Annotated in this window: 14 protein-coding genes; 8 read left to right on the forward strand and 6 right to left on the reverse strand. The window is 66.6% G+C overall.

Annotated features, from left to right (window positions below; translation table 11 throughout):
• Positions 1–10: 10 nt before the first annotated feature.
• The 5 genes from DMO17_RS03750 (at position 11) to DMO17_RS03770 (ending at position 5,398) form a co-directional block, all read left to right on the forward strand.
• The gene (locus tag DMO17_RS03750) at positions 11–646 is read left to right on the forward strand and encodes a YfgM family protein (RefSeq protein WP_110681365.1); all 636 of its coding nucleotides are present in this window, start codon (positions 11–13) and stop codon (positions 644–646) included.
• On the forward strand, positions 639–1,790 hold the full coding sequence (bamB, locus tag DMO17_RS03755) for an outer membrane protein assembly factor BamB (RefSeq protein WP_110680976.1): 1,152 nt from the start codon (positions 639–641) through the stop codon (positions 1,788–1,790). Before DMO17_RS03750 ends, bamB begins: the two co-directional genes overlap by 8 nt.
• A 68-nt stretch (positions 1,791–1,858) precedes the next feature.
• Complete coding sequence (gene der, locus DMO17_RS03760) at positions 1,859–3,349, forward strand: ribosome biogenesis GTPase Der (protein ID WP_110680977.1); 1,491 nt, start codon at positions 1,859–1,861, stop codon at positions 3,347–3,349.
• A gap of 121 nt (positions 3,350–3,470) precedes the next feature.
• The gene (locus DMO17_RS03765; RefSeq protein WP_110680978.1) at positions 3,471–4,619 is read left to right on the forward strand and encodes a pyridoxal phosphate-dependent aminotransferase; all 1,149 of its coding nucleotides are present in this window, start codon (positions 3,471–3,473) and stop codon (positions 4,617–4,619) included.
• Complete coding sequence (locus tag DMO17_RS03770; protein WP_181418727.1) at positions 4,607–5,398, forward strand: amidohydrolase; 792 nt, start codon at positions 4,607–4,609, stop codon at positions 5,396–5,398. Before DMO17_RS03765 ends, DMO17_RS03770 begins: the two co-directional genes overlap by 13 nt.
• Position 5,399: 1 nt before the next feature.
• Here DMO17_RS03770 and DMO17_RS03775 read toward each other — a convergent pair whose 3' ends face one another.
• The 6 genes from DMO17_RS03775 to xseA form a co-directional block, all read right to left on the reverse strand.
• Entirely contained in the window at positions 5,400–6,149 is a 750-nt protein-coding gene (locus DMO17_RS03775) for a substrate-binding periplasmic protein (protein ID WP_220034063.1), read from the reverse strand.
• Between the two features lie 86 nt (positions 6,150–6,235).
• On the reverse strand, positions 6,236–7,279 hold the full coding sequence (locus DMO17_RS03780; protein ID WP_110680979.1) for an NAD(P)-dependent alcohol dehydrogenase: 1,044 nt from the start codon (positions 7,277–7,279) through the stop codon (positions 6,236–6,238).
• A gap of 147 nt (positions 7,280–7,426) precedes the next feature.
• On the reverse strand, positions 7,427–9,103 hold the full coding sequence (leuA, locus tag DMO17_RS03785; protein ID WP_110680980.1) for a 2-isopropylmalate synthase: 1,677 nt from the start codon (positions 9,101–9,103) through the stop codon (positions 7,427–7,429).
• Positions 9,104–9,380: 277 nt separating this feature from the next.
• Complete coding sequence (locus DMO17_RS03790) at positions 9,381–11,060, reverse strand: flagellinolysin (protein WP_110680981.1); 1,680 nt, start codon at positions 11,058–11,060, stop codon at positions 9,381–9,383.
• A 114-nt stretch (positions 11,061–11,174) separates the two neighbouring features.
• A complete protein-coding gene (locus DMO17_RS03795) occupies positions 11,175–11,996 on the reverse strand; it encodes a M23 family metallopeptidase (RefSeq protein WP_110680982.1) in 822 nt (273 codons plus the stop codon).
• Positions 11,997–12,045: 49 nt separating this feature from the next.
• Entirely contained in the window at positions 12,046–13,425 is a 1,380-nt protein-coding gene (xseA, locus tag DMO17_RS03800) for an exodeoxyribonuclease VII large subunit (protein ID WP_110681371.1), read from the reverse strand.
• A gap of 85 nt (positions 13,426–13,510) precedes the next feature.
• On the opposite strand from xseA, the gene DMO17_RS03805 reads away from it, so the two are divergent.
• From DMO17_RS03805 to guaA, 3 genes are all read left to right on the forward strand, one after another.
• Entirely contained in the window at positions 13,511–14,059 is a 549-nt protein-coding gene (locus DMO17_RS03805) for a sugar ABC transporter ATPase (RefSeq protein ID WP_110680983.1), read from the forward strand.
• A gap of 80 nt (positions 14,060–14,139) precedes the next feature.
• Positions 14,140–15,609: an IMP dehydrogenase gene (gene guaB, locus DMO17_RS03810; RefSeq protein WP_110680984.1), complete on the forward strand. Its 1,470-nt coding sequence runs from the start codon at positions 14,140–14,142 to the stop codon at positions 15,607–15,609.
• Positions 15,610–15,684: 75 nt separating this feature from the next.
• Positions 15,685–17,265 (forward strand): glutamine-hydrolyzing GMP synthase, encoded by a 1,581-nt coding sequence (guaA, locus tag DMO17_RS03815; protein WP_110680985.1) that lies wholly within the window; start codon positions 15,685–15,687, stop codon positions 17,263–17,265.
• Positions 17,266–17,293 lie beyond the last annotated feature (28 nt).

Genomic DNA, 17,293 nt, shown 5'->3' on the forward strand with positions numbered 1-17,293 from the left:
CGGGGTGAGCATGACCGAAGAAGAACAGATTGCGCAGATCAAGGACTGGTGGCAGCGCAACGGTAAGCCCCTGCTGACCGGTGGTGCCCTGGCCCTGGCCCTGGTATTCGGCTGGCAGGCCTGGCAGCAGTACCAGACCAACCAGGCGCACGGCGCCGGCATGCTCTATCAGCAGCTGCTGGAGAGCAGCCTGACGCCCTCCGGCGAGCCGGATGTCGCCAAGGTCGCCGAGCTGGCCGGCAAGCTCAAGCAGGACTACGCCGGTTCCAGCTATGCCCAGTACGGCAGCCTGTTCGTCGCCAAGGTGGCGGTGGACAGCGGCAAGTTCGACGATGCCGTGGCCGAGCTCAAGCCGCTGGTGGACAAGCCTGCCGACGCCACCCTCGGCGAACTGGCCCGTCAGCGCCTGGCCCGCGTGCTGGCCGCTCAGGGCAAGGCCGAGGAAGGCCTCAAGCTGCTCGAAGGCGAGGCCGGCAAGGCCTGGCTGGCCAGCCGCGAAGAACTCAAGGGCGACCTGCTGGTGCAGCTCGGTCGCCACGACGAGGCCCACGCGGCCTACCAGAAGGCCAAGGGTGCCCTGGCCGAGGATGCCGCCGTCGGCGGCCTGCAGATGAAACTCGACGACCTGGCGAAAGGGGATGCCTGACGTGATGCGCTGGAAGAATGCCGCAGTGCTGGCCCTGGCCGTGATGGCCGTGGGTTGCAGCAGCAACAGCAAGAAGGAACTGCCGCCGGCCGAGCTGCCCGACATCCAGGAAGAAGTGCGCCTGGATGCCCAGTGGAGCCGCTCCATCGGTAACGGCCAGGGCGAACTGTACAACCAGCTGACCCCGGCCGCCGACGGCGAGCGCCTGTTCGCCGCCGCCGCGGACGGCGAGGTGGTGGCCCTGGATCGCCTGACCGGCGACAAGTTCTGGGAAGTCGACCTGGACCTGCCGATCTCCGGCGGCGTCGGCGCCGGCTACGGCCTGGTGCTGGTCGGCACCCTGAAAGGTGAAGTGGTCGCTCTCGACGCCAGCAATGGCGAGGAGAAGTGGCGTGCCCGCGTCACCAGCGAAGTGCTGTCGGCGCCGGCCACCAATGGCGACATCGTCGCGGTGCAGACCCAGGACGACCGCCTGATCGCCCTCGACGCCAGCACCGGCGAGCAGCGCTGGATCTACGAGAACAGCCCGGCCGTGCTGACCCTGCGTGGCACCAGCAGCCCGGTGCTGACCAACCGCCTGGTGGTCGCCGGCCTGTCCAGCGGCAAGGTCTTGGCTCTCGACGCCAGCCGCGGCATCCCGGTGTGGGAGCAGCGCGTGGCCGTGCCGCAGGGCCGTTCCGAACTGGAGCGCGTGGTCGACATCGACGGCAACCTGCTGCTCTCCGGCGGCACCCTGTACGTGGTGACCTACCAGGGCAAGGTGGCGGCCATCGACGTGGAGAGCGGTCGCCCGCTGTGGAACCGCGATGCCTCCAGCTACGTGGGCCTGGCCCAGGGCTTCGGTACCGTCTACGTGAGCCTGGCCAACGGCGCCGTGGAAGGAGTCGACGAGCGCTCCAATTCCGCCCTGTGGAACAACGATGCCCTGCAGCGTCGCCAGCTGTCGTCGCCGGAGGTGTTCTCCAGCTATGTGGCGGTCGGCGACCTGGAAGGCTACCTGCATCTGCTGAGCCAGGTGGACGGCCACTTCGTCGGCCGCAAGAAGATCGACGGCGACGGCCTGCGTGCCCGTCCGCTGGTGATCGGCGACTGGATCTACGCCTACGGCAACAGCGGCAAGCTGGTCGGCCTGACCATCCGCTAAGCTGAGTTGCAAAGCCCGGCCGCTGCCGTTCGACGGCAGCGGCCTTTGTGTTTTCTGAGGAGGAGCCGATGGTTCCGGTAATCGCCCTGGTGGGCCGCCCCAATGTCGGCAAGTCGACGCTGTTCAACCGCCTGACCAAGACCCGCGACGCCATCGTCGCCGAGTACGCGGGGCTGACCCGCGATCGCCAGTACGGCGAGGCCAAGTGGCAGGGGCGCACCTATATCGTCATCGATACCGGCGGCATCTCCGGCGACGAGGAAGGCATCGATGCGAAGATGGCCGAGCAGTCGCTGCAGGCCATCGAGGAAGCCGATGCCGTGCTGTTCATGGTCGACTCGCGCGCCGGCATGACCGCCGCCGACCAGATGATCGCCGAGCACCTGCGCAAGCGGAACAAGCGCAGCTTCCTGATTGCCAACAAGGTCGACACCGTCGACCCGGACATCGCCCGCGCCGAGTTCAGCCCGCTGGGCCTGGGCGACGCCCTGCCGATCGCCGCCGCCCATGGCCGTGGCATCAGCCAAATGCTGGAAGCTGCGCTGGGCATCTTCCCCAAGGACAACGCTGGTGAAGAGGCGCTCGAAGGCGAGGAGGGCGACGCCGAGGAAGTGGTCGCCGAGGGCCAGGAGGCCAAGCGCATCCCCGGTCCGAGCGAGAAGGACGGCATCAAGATCGCCATCATCGGCCGCCCCAACGTGGGCAAGTCGACCCTGGTCAACCGCATGCTCGGCGAGGAGCGGGTGATCGTCTATGACCAGGCCGGCACCACCCGCGACAGCATCTATATCCCCTTCGAGCGCGACGACGAGAAGTACACCCTGATCGACACCGCCGGTGTGCGTCGCCGCGGCAAGATCTTCGAGGCCGTCGAGAAGTTCTCGGTGGTCAAGACCCTGCAGGCCATCCAGGACGCCAACGTGGTGATCTTCGTGATGGACGCCCGCGAGGGCGTGGTCGAACACGACCTCAACCTGCTCGGCTTCGTGCTGGAGACCGGCCGCGCGCTGGTCATCGCCCTGAACAAGTGGGACGGCATGGAGCAGGGCGAGAAGGATTACGTGAAGACCGAGCTGGAGCGCCGGCTGATGTTCGTCGACTGGGCGGATATCCACTTCATCTCCGCCAAGCACGGCACCGGCGTCGGCCACCTGTACAAGTCGGTGCAGACCGCCTTCAAGGCTGCCGTCACCCGCTGGCCGACCAACCGCCTGACGCAGATCCTCGAAGACTGCGTGCAGGAGCACCAGCCACCGACCGTCAACGGCCGTCGCATCAAGCTGCGTTACGCCCACCTGGGCGGCGCCAACCCGCCGCTGATCGTGATCCACGGCAACCAGGTCGACTCGGTACCCAAGACCTACACCCGCTACCTGGAAAACACCTACCGCCGTGTGCTCAAGCTGGTCGGCACGCCGATCCGCATCGAGTACAAGGGCGGCGAGAACCCCTACGAGGGCAAGAAGAACAAGCTCACCGAGCGCCAGGTGAACCGCAAGAAGCGCCTGATGAGCCACCACAAGAAGGCCGAGAAGAAGCGCAAGGACAAGAAGCGCTGACTCTCCCGGCGGGTTACTTGAAAGGCGCAGTTTCTGCGCCTTTTTCGTTGGTGCTGCTGCTGCATCCCGGGGCGGCCATCGGCTATCCTCGCGGCTCGCACCATGCCAGCAGGAAGTCCCGATGCTCGCCAGCAAGCTGCCCAATGTCGGCACCACCATCTTCACCCGCATGTCCCAGCTCGCCGCGGAAGTCGGCGCCATCAACCTGTCGCAGGGTTTTCCCGATTTCGATGGTCCACAGGCCCTGCGCGAGGCCGTGGCCCGCCATGTGCTGGAGGGGCGCAACCAGTACAGCCCGATGACCGGCCTGCCGGCCCTGCGCCAGCAGGTGGCGGCCAAGATCGCGCGCAGCTACGGCGTGCAGCGCGATGCCGACAGCGAGATCACCATCACCCCCGGCGCCACCGAGGCGATCTTCTGTGCCGTGCAGGCGCTGATCCATCCGGGCGACGAGGCCATCGTTCTCGATCCCTGTTACGACAGCTACGAGCCCTCGGTGGAACTGGCCGGCGGTCGCTGCGTGCACGTGCCGCTGGCCCTGCCGGACTTCGCCGTGGACTGGCAGCGCCTGGCCGATGCCATCACCCCGCGTACCCGCCTGATCTTCCTCAACTCGCCGCACAACCCCAGCGGCGCGCTGCTCAGCCGTGACGACCTCGATCGGCTGGCCGCGCTGATCCGTGGCCGCGATATCCATGTGATCAGCGACGAGGTCTACGAGCACCTGATCTTCGACGGCGCCCGCCACGCCAGCGTGCTGGCCCACGAGGAGCTGTACGCCCGTGCCTTCGTGGTCAGCTCGTTCGGCAAGACCTACCACGTCACCGGCTGGAAGACCGGCTACGTGGTGGCGCCGCCGGTGTTGACCGCCGAACTGCGCAAGATCCACCAGTACGTCAACTTCTGCGGCGTGACCCCGCTGCAGCACGGCCTGGCCGACTTCATGGCTGCATGCCCGCAACATGTGGAGGAGCTGCCGGCCTTCTACCAGGCCAAGCGCGACCTGTTCTGCGACCTGCTGGCCGGCTCGCGTTTTCGCTTCACCCGCGCGCCCGGCACCTATTTCCAGCTGGCCGACTACTCGGCGATCCGCCCGGACCTGGACGACGTGGCCATGGCCGAGTGGCTGACCCGCGAGCACGGCGTGGCGGCCATCCCGGTGTCGGTGTTCTACCAGCAGGCCCCGGCCGACATGCGCCTGGTGCGCTTCTGTTTCGCCAAACGCGAGGAGACGCTGCGCCTGGCAGCGGAAAAACTATGCGCGATCTGAGCCTGTTGCCCGACCTCGAACTGGCGCTGATCCAGAGCGAACTGGACTGGCACGACCCCGCCGCCAACCGCGCGCGCTTCGAGCCGCTGCTCGACCAGGCCCGTGGCGCCGACCTGGTGGTGTTGCCGGAGATGTTCAGCACCGGCTTCTCCATGCACTCGGCCGAGCTGGCCGAGCCAGAAGACGGCCCGACCACGCAGTGGCTGCGCGAGCAGGCCGCGCGTATCGGCGCGGTAGTGACCGGCAGCCTGATCATCCAGGCCGCCGACGGCAGCTACCGCAACCGCCTGCTGTGGGCACGCCCGGATGGGTCGCTGGCGCACTACGACAAGCGCCACCTGTTCCGCATGGCTGGCGAGCACAAGCATTACGCCGCCGGTGGCGAGCAGGTGCTGCTGGACGTGAAGGGTTGGCAGGTGCGCCCGCTGATCTGCTACGACCTGCGTTTCCCGGTGTGGAGCCGCGATCCGCAGGACACCGACCTGCTGCTCTATACCGCCAACTGGCCGGGCGCCCGCCGCCACCACTGGAACCGCCTGCTGCCGGCGCGGGCCATCGAGAACCTGTGCTACGTGGCGGCGGTCAATCGCATCGGCACGGATGGCAAGGGCCATGCCTACTCAGGCGATTCCCAGGTGCTGGATTTCCAGGGCGAGACCCTGCTGGCGCCGGGCGCTGCCGCCGGCGTGTTCCGCGTGCGCCTGTCGGCCGCCGAGCTGGCGGCCTATCGCGAGCGCTTTCCGGCCTACCTGGATGCGGATGCCTTCGAGCTGCGGTAAGTCAGGGCTGCTTCAGGTAGCTGTCGTAGATGGCCTGATAGCGGCCGCTGGCCTTGAGGTGGCGCAGGCCGGCGTTGAAGTCGTCGCGGATCTTCGCTGAGCGAAACAGCGGACGGTAGTCCTGCGGGTCTTCCTTGACGAAGGGGTGAAACTCCACCGCCTTGGCCTTGAACAGGGTGGTGCGTTCGAGCAGTTGCTCGAAATACTGGTAGATGCGCTGGTCGCTCAGCACCACGTCGTAGCGGCCCTTGTTCAGGCCCAGCACCTGCAGCTCCTGATTGTTCTGCTCGAAGTACAGCCCGACGGCCTGGCTGGCGCTCAGCCACTCTGGATAGCGCCTGGCGGCGCCCTGGAAGGCGACGATGCTCAGTCCCTGCAGGTCTTCGGGCTTTTCTACCTGCAGGCGGCGTCCCTGCAGGGTGATCAGCACATTGCGATAGAGCACGGCCGGCTCGCCATAGTGGGCGCCCTGGGCGCTCAGATCCTGGCCGAGGTCGGTCATCGCCGCCTGCACTTCACCCTGGCGAAAGGCCAGGGGCACGCGAGCCAGCGGGTAGTAGCGTGGTTTCAGGCGGTGGCCGCGATAGGCAAGGGCCTCGCCGATGACGTCCAGTTCGATGCCGCTGTCGCTTTCCGGAAAGCAGTAGGGCGGAATCTTCTCGCCGAAGGCCATCACTACGTCTTCCGCCAGAACGGGCCCCGTGCAGGCCAGCGTCAGGACAAACAGCAGACTGCGCAGCGGCGAGAACATGGCATCGCTCCTTGACGGGTTCTTTTCCAGTCTAGAGCGTCTCGCCGTGGCAGCACGACCGCCGGGCAGGGCGGTCGTGCGTTCACTCAGAGTGAAGCCATATCGATGACGAAGCGATACTTCACATCGCTTTTCAGCATGCGCTCGTAGGCCTGGTTGATCGCCTGCATGGGGATCATCTCGATGTCCGCGACGATCTTGTGCGCGGCGCAGAAGTCGAGCATCTCCTGGGTCTCGGCGATGCCACCGATCAGCGAGCCGGCGATGCGGCGGCGCTTGAAGATCAGGCCGAACACGTCCGCCGGCGGGTGCGGTGAGTCCGGGGCGCCGACCAGGCACAGGGTGGCGTCGCGCTTGAGCAGGTTGAGGAAGGGGTTGAGGTCGTGTGGCGCGGCCACGGTGTTGAGGATGAAGTCGAAGCTATTGGCGTGGGCCGCCATCTCCTCGGCATTCTTCGACACCACCACTTCGCTGGCGCCCAGGCGCAGGGCGTCTTCGCGCTTGTTCGGCGAGGTGGTGAACAGCACCACGCGGGCGCCCATGGCCGCGGCAATCTTCACCCCCATGTGGCCGAGGCCGCCAAGGCCGACGATGCCGACCTTCTGACCCGGGCCGACCTGCCACTGGCGCAGCGGCGAGTAGGTGGTGATGCCGGCGCACAGCAGCGGGGCGACGGCCGCCAGGTTGTCGGTATGGCTGATGCGCAGGACGAAGCGCTGGTCGACCACTATGTGCTGGGAGTAGCCGCCGAAGGTGTTCTCGCCGCCGAACACCGGGCCGTTGTAGGTGCCGGTGAAACCGCTCTCGCAATACTGCTCGAGGCTGTCGTGGCAGGAGGCGCAGTGCCGGCAGCTGTCGACCATGCAGCCGACGCCGGCGACGTCGCCGACCTTGAACCTGGAGACCTGGCTGCCGACGGCCGTGACCCTGCCGACGATCTCGTGGCCCGGCACCGAGGGGTAGCGGGTGTTGTGCCATTCGTTGCGCGCGGTGTGCAGGTCCGAATGGCAGACGCCGCAGTAGAGGATGTCGATGGCCACGTCATCCGGGCCGACGGCTCGGCGCTGGATCTCGAAGGGAGCCAGCGGGGTGTGTGGGGCCTGGGCGGCGTAGGCGAGGGTCTTGTGCATGGTGGCCTCCTGGGCGATGCGATGAGCCGAGGGAGAGGCTAGGCCAATGGTGAGTCAGGCGCTTGCCCAATCCTGCCGACTGCATGCCCAAAGATGCGGACAGCAAAAAGGGGGCCTAGCCCCCCCTTGCTCGCTGCTGCTGGCCGATCAGGCCGCGGCGGCCTTGTCGGCCTCCTGGGCCAGGGCGCGGTTGAGCGCACTGAACAGGGCGCGGAAGGTCGCGGTGGTGAGGTTCTCGTCGATGCCGATGCCGTGCAGCGGGCGGCCACCGTTGAGGCGGACCTCGATGTAGGCCACGGCCTGGGCGTTGGTGCCGGCGCTGATGGCGTGCTCGTGGTAGTCCATGATCTCGATGTTCTGCGGCAGGGCGGCGACCAGCGCCTCCAGCGGGCCCTTGCCGCTGCCGTGCTTGCGTCGCGCCTCGCCGTCGAAAGTGACGTCGACGTCGACGGTGCAGATGCCGTTCTCTTCCTGCAGGCGATGGCCCTTGAGCGCGTAGGGCGCATCGGCTTGCAGGTATTCGCTCTGCAGCAGTCCGTAGATCTGCTGGGCGGTCATTTCCAGGCCGAGGCGGTCGGTCTCGCGTTGCACTACCTGGCTGAACTCGATCTGCAGGCGGCGCGGCAGGCTGATGCCGTATTCCTGCTCGAGCAGGAAGGTGATGCCGCCCTTGCCGGACTGGCTGTTCACCCGGATCACCGCCTCGTAGTCGCGGCCGATGTCGGCCGGGTCGATCGGCAGGTAGGGCACTTCCCAGATGCCTTGCGGGTCCTGCTGGGCGAAGCCCTTGCGGATGGCGTCCTGGTGCGAGCCGGAGAAGGCGGTGTGGACCAGGTCGCCGACGTACGGATGGCGCGGGTGCACCGGCAGCTGGTTGCACTCCTCGACCACCTTGCGCACGGCATCGATGTCGGAGAAGTCCAGCTGCGGGTCTATGCCCTGGGTGTACATGTTCAGCGCCATGGTCACCAGGCAGAGGTTGCCGGTGCGCTCGCCGTTGCCGAACAGGCAGCCTTCCACGCGGTCGGCGCCGGCCATCAGCGCCAGCTCCGAGGCGGCCACGCCGGTGCCGCGGTCGTTGTGGGTGTGCAGGCTGATGATCAGGCTGTCGCGCTTATCGACATGGCGGCAGAACCACTCGATCTGGTCGGCGTAGTGGTTCGGCGTGGCGCACTCGACGGTGGCCGGCAGGTTGAGGATCAGGCGCTTGGCCGGGGTCGGCTGGAACACGCCGATCACCGCGTTGCACACCTCGACGGCGAAGTCGGTCTCGGTGGAGCTGAACACTTCCGGCGAGTACTCGAAGCCCCACTGGGTTTCCGGCTGCGCCGCGGCCAGGCGCTTGATGATCTGCGCGGCGTGGGTGGCGATCTCGATCACGCCGGCCTTGTCCTGGTTGAAGACGATGCGGCGGAAGCTCGGCGCGGTGGCGTTGTAGTAGTGGACGATGGCGCGCTTGGCGCCCCTGAGCGACTCGAAGGTGCGGGTGATGAGGTCCTCGCGGGCCTGGGTCAGCACCTGGATGGTCACGTCATCGGGGATATGGCCGCCCTCGATCAGCTCGCGGACGAAGTCGAAGTCGGTCTGCGAGGCGGACGGGAAGCCCACTTCGATCTCCTTCAGGCCCACGGCGACCAGGCACTTGAAGAAGCGCATCTTCTTCTCGGCATCCATCGGCTCGATCAGCGACTGGTTGCCGTCGCGCAGGTCGGTGGACAGCCAGATCGGCGCCTTGTCGATGGTCTTGTCCGGCCAGGTGCGGTCCGGCAACTGGATCGGGGTGAAGGCGCGGTACTTCTTCGACGGGTCTTTGAGCATGGTCATGGCGGAAATCCTTGGGCAGCAGCAGGCCGGGTCAATCGAAAGAGGGCGAATGGCGGGGGAGGCGGTTCAGCCACGCAGTCGCGGACTGACCAGGCGCTGGCAGGCGTGTTGACGCAGAAGAATGAGGGTATGGGCCGTTTTCATGCTGACAACCCTACTGCCAGAGGTTAAAGCTGGCAAGGCTTGGTAGGAAAACGCATAAAAATCGCGCGCTATGCTTTATGCTGGTTTCTTATTGCGGTGTGACGTGGTTTTTTGCGTTTTGCTTGTCCGGCGATCAGCTCAGCAGGTTCAGTACAGCCTGGGGGCGCTGGTTGGCCTGGGCCAGGACACTCTGAGCGGCTTGCTGGATGATTTGCTTGGAGGTGAGGTTGGCGGTCTCGGCAGCGTAGTCGGTATCCAGGATGCGGGAGCGGCTGGCCGCTGCATTTTCCGCAATATTCTGCAGATTGGCGATGGTCGACTCCAGGCGATTTTGCACTGCACCCATGTTGGCTCGCTGGCGGTCGATATAGGCCAGTGCGTCGTCTATATCGAGTACGGCGATGCCCGGATTGTCGATCAAATCCAGATTGCTGAGCGCCATGCTGTCCACATTGAACGAGCCGAAACCAATCTCCAGTGTCTCGTAGGCATTGGCGCCAATTTGGAATTTCACCAGTGTGTTGCCACCCACTCCCTCGGCGTTGAAGAGTTCTGGCAGATCGACATTGAACCCCCGGGTCAGCTTGCTGCCAGCGCCTTGGTTGGGGAGTACATTCTGGGCGGTTCGCACCTCGCGGCGATCAGCGTCGAAGCCGCCTATGGCGCCAGTGTCTTCGTTCGTCAGGTCCAGTGAGGCGACATAGGTTGCCGCGTCTGCGTTGAATTTTGTGTCGAAGTCGGCTTCTCCGGTGAAGGCGCCGTTACTCGCATTGGCCAGCGCCGCATTGAGAGTGGAGCCGGGGTTCCGGTTGAGGTACTGCATGATGTCCTTGATGCCTTCCCCGCCTGCCGCCTTGATCCGATCATGCATGTAGCGAACCGCGGCATAGCCCCCGGAATAGCCGGCGGAGGCGCTGACATCGTCTGCGTTGAAGGCGGCAACGATTGCGGCAGTGCTGGTGCCGCCGGCGGTATCGCCGGACAGCCGCTCATCGGCACCATGGATGGCTTCGGCAGCGCCCTCCTTGAACCAGTTCGGCAGTGCCGTGAAGTTCATGCTGCGGCCCATGATGGCGTGAACCATTTCATGGGCGATGATGCGGTCGTTGTAGTAAGGGGCGCTGCCGCCATTGGGCAGGTTGGCAGGTAGAAAGTCCGCCAGGTCGATGTTGAGGGACTGGTTGTCGACCTTGCCACCGGCTCCGCCGGTTCCCGAGACAGAAGCCAGCACATTGCCTGCACCATCGGTGAAATCCAGGTTGACGGTGAGGGTTGAGCCATCGCCCTGGATGCCGAAGCTATTGAGGACCAGTTGCTCGGCCTCGTTCAGCCAATAACCTTTCAGGCCGTTGAGAATGGCCCGTCTGTCCAAATCGCCCAGGGCCGAGAAGTCGCCTTGGTCAAATACCTTGCGGCCGGCGAAAGTCGTGGTCTCGTTGAGCCTGTTGATTTCCTGAAGGAGCTGCTGGGCTTCCTGGTTGAGTGCCTTGCGCTCGCTTGCTCCGTTGGAGCCGTTCATTGCCTGTAAGCCGAGCGAGCGAACCCGCTGCAGTGAGTCGGAAACAGTCTGCAGGGCGCCTTCCGCTACCTGTAGCAGCGAAATGGCGTCATTCGCGTTACGCGTTGCCACATTAAGTCCGCGCACCTGGGAGGTGAGGCGGTTGGAAATCTGCAATCCGGCGGCGTCATCCTTCGCGCTATTGATGCGCTGTCCCGTGGACAGGCGCTGCAGCGAGGTGTCGAGCCCCTTGGTGTTGCTTTCCAATTGGCGACGCGTGAACGACGAGGCGATGTTGGTATTGACCGTCAGCATCCAGTCGGCTCACACGCAGGTCGGCCGGGCGAGTTTCCGGCCTCATCGGTGAAGTCGGCGGTTTGCCGAGGAGCTTGAATGGATGGCGAGGAAAACTGACGAACGGTGTCTTGCTCAGGGCTTGAATGCGCCGATGAAGATCGCCGGATCGACCCGCGCGTCGTTGAGGCTGACGTTCCAGTGCAGGTGCGGGCCGGTGGCGCGGCCGGTGGCGCCGACGCGGCCGACCAGGCCACCGCGCGGCAGTTCCTGGCCCAGTTGCACATCGACCTTGGACAGGTGGCAGAACATGCTGATCAGGCCCTGGCCGTGGTCGACGAATACGGTCTTGCCGTTGAAGAAGTAGTCGCCGACCAGGATCACCCGGCCGGCCGCCGGTGCCTTGATCGGCGTGCCGGCACCGACGGCGAAGTCCAGGCCGGAGTGCGGGTTGCGCTCCTCGCCGTTGAAGAAGCGGCGCAGGCCGAAGGGCGAGGACAGCGGGCCGTCGACCGGCTTGTCGAACAGCAGGTTGCTCGGCTGGCGCGGGCTGAACTGCTGGTAGGCGCGGGTCTGCTCGGCCAGCTCGCGCTCGATGCGCGCCAGATTCTTCGCGCTCGGGTTGACCTGTTCCTGGTTCTTCAGGGTGATGCGCTGCTCGCGGTAGTACTTGGTGCCGACTGTGAAACTCAGCGCCTGGCCGTTCGCCTCGATCTGCTGCGTGCCCGGCTTGACCGTCAACGGGATGCCGACGATGGCGATCCAGCGCCGGCCTTCTTCCTTCACCACCAGCACCGGCTTGCCCTGGTAGCGCGCCTGCGGTGCGCTGGGGGCGTCGCCCAGGTCGAGCACGGCCACGCCGCCGGGCACCGGCTTGTGCAGCAGGCGGGTGAGGAAGCCTTCGGCATGCACGGGCAGGGCGAGGCAGCAGAGGAGGGTCAGGCTGAGCAGGCGCATGGGGTGTCCGTAGGGGGGATGGCGTTAGGCCTATCCACCCGCATGAGGGTTAATCGAGCAGCGACAGGGTCACCGGGGTGAGGTGGTTGTCCTCGACCCGCACTTCCAGTTCGCCTTCTCCCAGGCGCGCCTTGAGGCGCTGCCCGGGGCGGGTCTGGCTGGCGGCGCGCACGGCCTGGCCGCGCTCGTCGAGGAGGATGCTGTAGCCGCGGCCGAGGGTGGCCAGCGGGCTGACGATATGCAGCGTTTGCGCGAGATTTTCCAGCTGCTGGCGCTGCTGGCGCAGTTGCAGCTCGATGGCGCGCGGCAGGCGGGTGGCCAGGCTGTCCAGGCGCTGGCGCAGCAGGGCCAGGGCGCGGCCCGGGTGCTGCGCGGCCAGGCGGGTATCCAGGCGCGCCAGGCGTTCGTGGCGGCTGTGCAGCTGCTGTTGAAATGCCCTGCGCAGGCGCATGTCCAGGTCGTCCAGGCGCTGGGCCTGCTGGCGCAGGCGCTCGCCGGGGTGGCGCAGGCGTCGGCTCAGGCTGTCCAGGCGCAGCTGCTCTCGGCTCAGGCGGGTCTGCAGGGTCAGGGCCAGGCGGCGGCTGAGGCTGTCCAGGCGGCGCTGCAGGTCGGAACTGTCCGGGGCCAGCAGCTCGGCGGCGGCCGAGGGCGTCGGCGCGCGCACGTCGGCGACGAAGTCGCTGATCGACACGTCGGTCTCGTGGCCGACGGCGCTGACGATGGGGGTGGCGCAGGCCGCCACGGCGCGTGCCACGGCCTCCTCGTTGAAGCACCAGAGGTCCTCCAGCGAGCCGCCGCCACGGGCCAGGATGATCGCGTCGAAGCCGGCGCGGTCGGCCAGCTGCAGGGCGCGGACGATCTGCGCGGTGGCCTCGCGGCCCTGCACGGCGGTGGGCACCAGGGTCAGCGTCACCTGCGGTGCGCGGCGGCGGAACACGCTGATGATGTCGCGAATCACCGCGCCGGTCGGCGAGCTGACGATGCCGATACGCTGCGGGTGGGCGGGCAGGGCGCGCTTGCGCTCGCTGGCGAACAGACCTTCGGCGGTCAGTTTCTCCTTGAGCGCCTCGAAGGCCAGGCGCAGGGCGCCGTCGCCGGCCGGCTCGACGCTGTCGAGGATCAGCTGGTAGTCGCCACGCCCCTCGAACAGCGAGACCTTGCCGCGCACCTTCACCGCCAGGCCTTCGCGCAGGGCCTGGCGCACGCGGGCGGCGTTCTGCCGGAACAGCGCGCAGCGCACCTGGGCCTGGCTGTCCTTGAGGGTGAAATAGATGTGGCCGGAGGCCGGCCTGGCCAGGTTGGAAATCTCGCCTTCGACCCACACCTGGGCGAACACGTCCTCCAGCAGCAGGCGGGCGCGGTTGTTCAGCTGGCTGACGCTGAGGGCCTCGCGATCGAGGCCCAGGCGCTGGAACGGGTCGGTAATCATGGCCGGCATCATAGCGGGTTGGCCGGCGTGCCCAAAGTCGCGCGGGGCATTAGACTGCGCGGCCGTTTCGGCCATCCTTGCAGTCATGAGTGCGATACAGAGCATCCTGGTACCGAAGATTTCCAGCCTGCCCGAGGCCGAGGCCAGGGCGCGCCTGATGCTGCGCTGGCTTGCGGGCCAGCGCCTGGTGGCAGCGCAGCAGAGCACCTGCGGGCGCCTCGGCAACGGCATGGGGCATGCCATCGACGAAGGCGCGCGGCGCCTGCTGCATGCCGAGCGCCTGCCGTTCGGCCAGCCCTGCAACGGCCTGCAGGTGGTGACCAAACGCTGCATCTACACACCGACCCGTGACTTCCTCGAGGAGGCCGGCTGCCCGGAGTGCCGCCAGGAAGTCGGCGTGGCGCTGTTCGAGGGCCTGGACGAGTGGTCGGCCGGGGTGAGCGACAACTTCACCTGCCCCGAGTGCGGCCATGAAGACGACATCAACGGTTTCCTGTTCCTGCAACCCTGCGCCTTCTCCAACCTGGCCTTCGTCTTCAATGGCTGGCCGCCCGAGTGCTTTTCGCCGGCCTTGCTGGAGCAGTTTGCCGAGCGCCTGGGCTTTCCCGTACGCCTGGTGCGGGTGGACGGCTGAGCGGCGAGTCGCCATTGAGCGAAGGGCGGTGGCTGGGTATAATGCCGCGCTTCTTATTTTTCCCTCCCGGGAGCCCCGCCATGCTGCGCATCAGCCAAGAAGCACTGACCTTCGACGACGTTCTGCTCATCCCCGGTTATTCCGAAGTCCTGCCCAAGGACGTCAGCCTGAAGACCCGCCTGACCCGTGGCATCGAGCTGAATATCCCGCTGCTGTCCGCAGCCATGGATACCGTCACCGAAGCGCGCCTGGCCATCGCCATGGCCCAGGAAGGCGGCATCGGCATCATCCACAAGAACATGACCATCGAGCAGCAGGCTGCCGAGGTGCGCAAGGTCAAGAAATTCGAGGCCGGCGTGGTCAAGGACCCGATCACCATCGAGGCCGACGCCACCGTGCGCGACCTGTTCGAGCTGACCCGCCAGCACAACATCTCCGGCGTGCCGGTGCTCTCCAACGGCGACCTGGTCGGCATCGTCACCTCCCGCGACGTACGCTTCGAGAACCGCCTGGACGCCCTGGTGCGCGACGTGATGACGCCGAAGGAGCGCCTGGTCACGGTCAAGGAAGGCGCCACCAAGGAAGCCGTGCGCGAGCTGCTGCACAAGCACCGCATCGAGAAGGTGCTGATCGTCGACGACGCCTTCGCCCTCAAGGGCATGATGACCGTCAAGGACATCGAGAAGGCCAAGGCCTACCCGCTGGCCAGCAAGGACGACCAGGGTCGCCTGCGCGTCGGCGCCGCCGTCGGCACCGGTGCCGATACCGCCGACCGCGTCGGCGCGCTGGTCGCCGCCGGCGTCGACGTGATCATCGTCGACACCGCCCACGGCCACTCCAAGGGTGTGATCGACCGCGTACGCTGGGTCAAGGAGAACTTCCCGGAAGTCCAGGTGATCGGCGGCAATATCGCCACCGGTGACGCCGCCAAGGCCCTGGTCGAGGCCGGCGCCGACGGCGTCAAGGTCGGCATCGGCCCGGGCTCGATCTGCACCACCCGCATCGTCGCCGGCGTCGGCGTACCGCAGATTTCCGCCGTGGCCAACGTCGCTGCGGCCCTGGCCGGCACCGGCGTGCCGCTGATCGCCGACGGTGGCATCCGCTTCTCCGGTGACCTGTCCAAGGCCATAGTCGCCGGCGCCTCCGCCGTGATGATCGGCTCCATGCTGGCCGGTACCGAAGAGGCCCCGGGCGAGGTCGAGCTGTTCCAGGGCCGTTCCTACAAGGCCTACCGCGGCATGGGCTCGCTGGGCGCCATGGCCCAGGCCCAGGGTTCCTCCGACCGCTACTTCCAGGACTCCTCGGCCGGCGCCGAGAAGCTGGTGCCGGAAGGCATCGAAGGCCGCGTGCCGTACAAGGGCGCGATGAGCGCCATCGTGCACCAGCTGATGGGTGGCCTGCGCGCCTCCATGGGCTACACCGGCTGCGCCACCATCGACGAGATGCGCACCAAGCCGGAGTTCGTGCGCATCACCGGCGCCGGCATGGCCGAGTCGCACGTGCACGATGTGCAGATCACCAAGGAAGCCCCGAACTACCGCGTGGGTTAATCCACGGCATTGAATCGACACGGGGCTGACTAATCAGCCCCGTGTCATTTGTGAATTCCGCTACGAGAGACGGCCATGGCCCATCATGACATTCACGCCCACCGCATCCTGATCCTGGATTTCGGTTCCCAGTACACCCAGCTGATCGCCCGCCGCGTGCGCGAGATCGGCGTGTACTGCGAGATCCACCCGTTCGACATGGACGACGCCGCCATCCGCGCCTTCGCCCCGCGCGGCATCATCCTCGCCGGCGGTCCGGAGTCGGTGCATGAGGCGGGCAGCCCGCGCGCGCCGCAGGCGGTATTCGATCTGGGCGTGCCGCTGTTCGGCATCTGCTACGGCATGCAGACCATGGCCGAGCAGCTCGGCGGCAAGGTGGAAGGCTCCGACCTGCGCGAGTTCGGCTACGCCCGCGTCGACGTGGTCGGCAAGGCGCGCCTGCTCGACGGCATCGAGGACCACGTGGACGCCGACGGCGTGCTCGGCCTCGACGTGTGGATGAGCCACGGCGACAAGGTCACCGCCATGCCCGCCGGCTTCCACATCCTCGCCAGCACCCCGAGCTGCCCGATCGCCGCCATGGCTGACGACAGCCGCGCCTACTACGGCGTGCAGTTCCACCCGGAAGTGACCCACACCAAGCAGGGCGGGCGTATCCTCTCGCGCTTCATCCTCGACATCTGCGGCTGCGCGGCCCTGTGGACCCCGGCCAACATCGTCGAAGACGCCATCGCCACCGTGCGTGCCCAGGTCGGCTCTTCCAAGGTGCTGCTGGGCCTGTCCGGCGGCGTCGACTCCTCGGTGGTCGCGGCCCTGCTGCACAAGGCCATCGGCGACCAGCTGACCTGCGTGTTCGTCGACAACGGTCTGCTGCGCCACCAGGAAGGCGACCAGGTGATGGCCATGTTCGCCGAGAACATGGGCGTCAAGGTGATCCGCGCCAACGCCGAAGAGCTGTTCCTCGGCCGCCTGGCCGGCGTCAGCGACCCGGAAGAGAAGCGCAAGATCATCGGCCGCACCTTCATCGAGGTGTTCGACCAGGAAGCCACCAAGCTCAAGGACGTGAAGTTCCTCGCCCAGGGCACCATCTACCCGGACGTGATCGAGTCGGCCGGCGCCAAGACCGGCAAGGCCCACGTGATCAAGAGCCACCATAACGTCGGCGGCCTGCCGGAGGACATGCAGTTCTCCCTGGTCGAGCCGCTGCGCGAGCTGTTCAAGGACGAAGTGCGCAAGATCGGCCTGGAGCTGGGCCTGCCCTACGACATGGTCTACCGCCACCCCTTCCCGGGCCCGGGCCTGGGCGTGCGCATCCTCGGCGAGGTGAAGAAGGAGTACGCCGACCTGCTGCGTCTGGCCGACCACATCTTCATCGAGGAGCTGCGCAACTTCGACTGGTACCACAAGACCAGCCAGGCCTTCGTGGTGTTCCAGCCGGTGAAATCGGTCGGCGTGGTCGGCGACGGCCGGCGCTACGCCTGGGTCGTGGCCCTGCGCGCCGTGGAGACCATCGACTTCATGACCGCGCGTTGGGCGCACCTGCCCTACGAGCTGCTGGAGAAGGTCTCCAACCGCATCATCAACGAGATCGAAGGCATCTCCCGGGTCACCTACGACGTGTCGAGCAAGCCGCCGGCGACCATCGAGTGGGAGTGATCCGCCAGGGGCGAAAAGGGCAGCGCGA

Source organism: Aquipseudomonas alcaligenes (genome assembly GCF_003205495.1).
Taxonomy (GTDB): Bacteria; Pseudomonadota; Gammaproteobacteria; order Pseudomonadales; family Pseudomonadaceae; genus Aquipseudomonas; species Aquipseudomonas alcaligenes_B.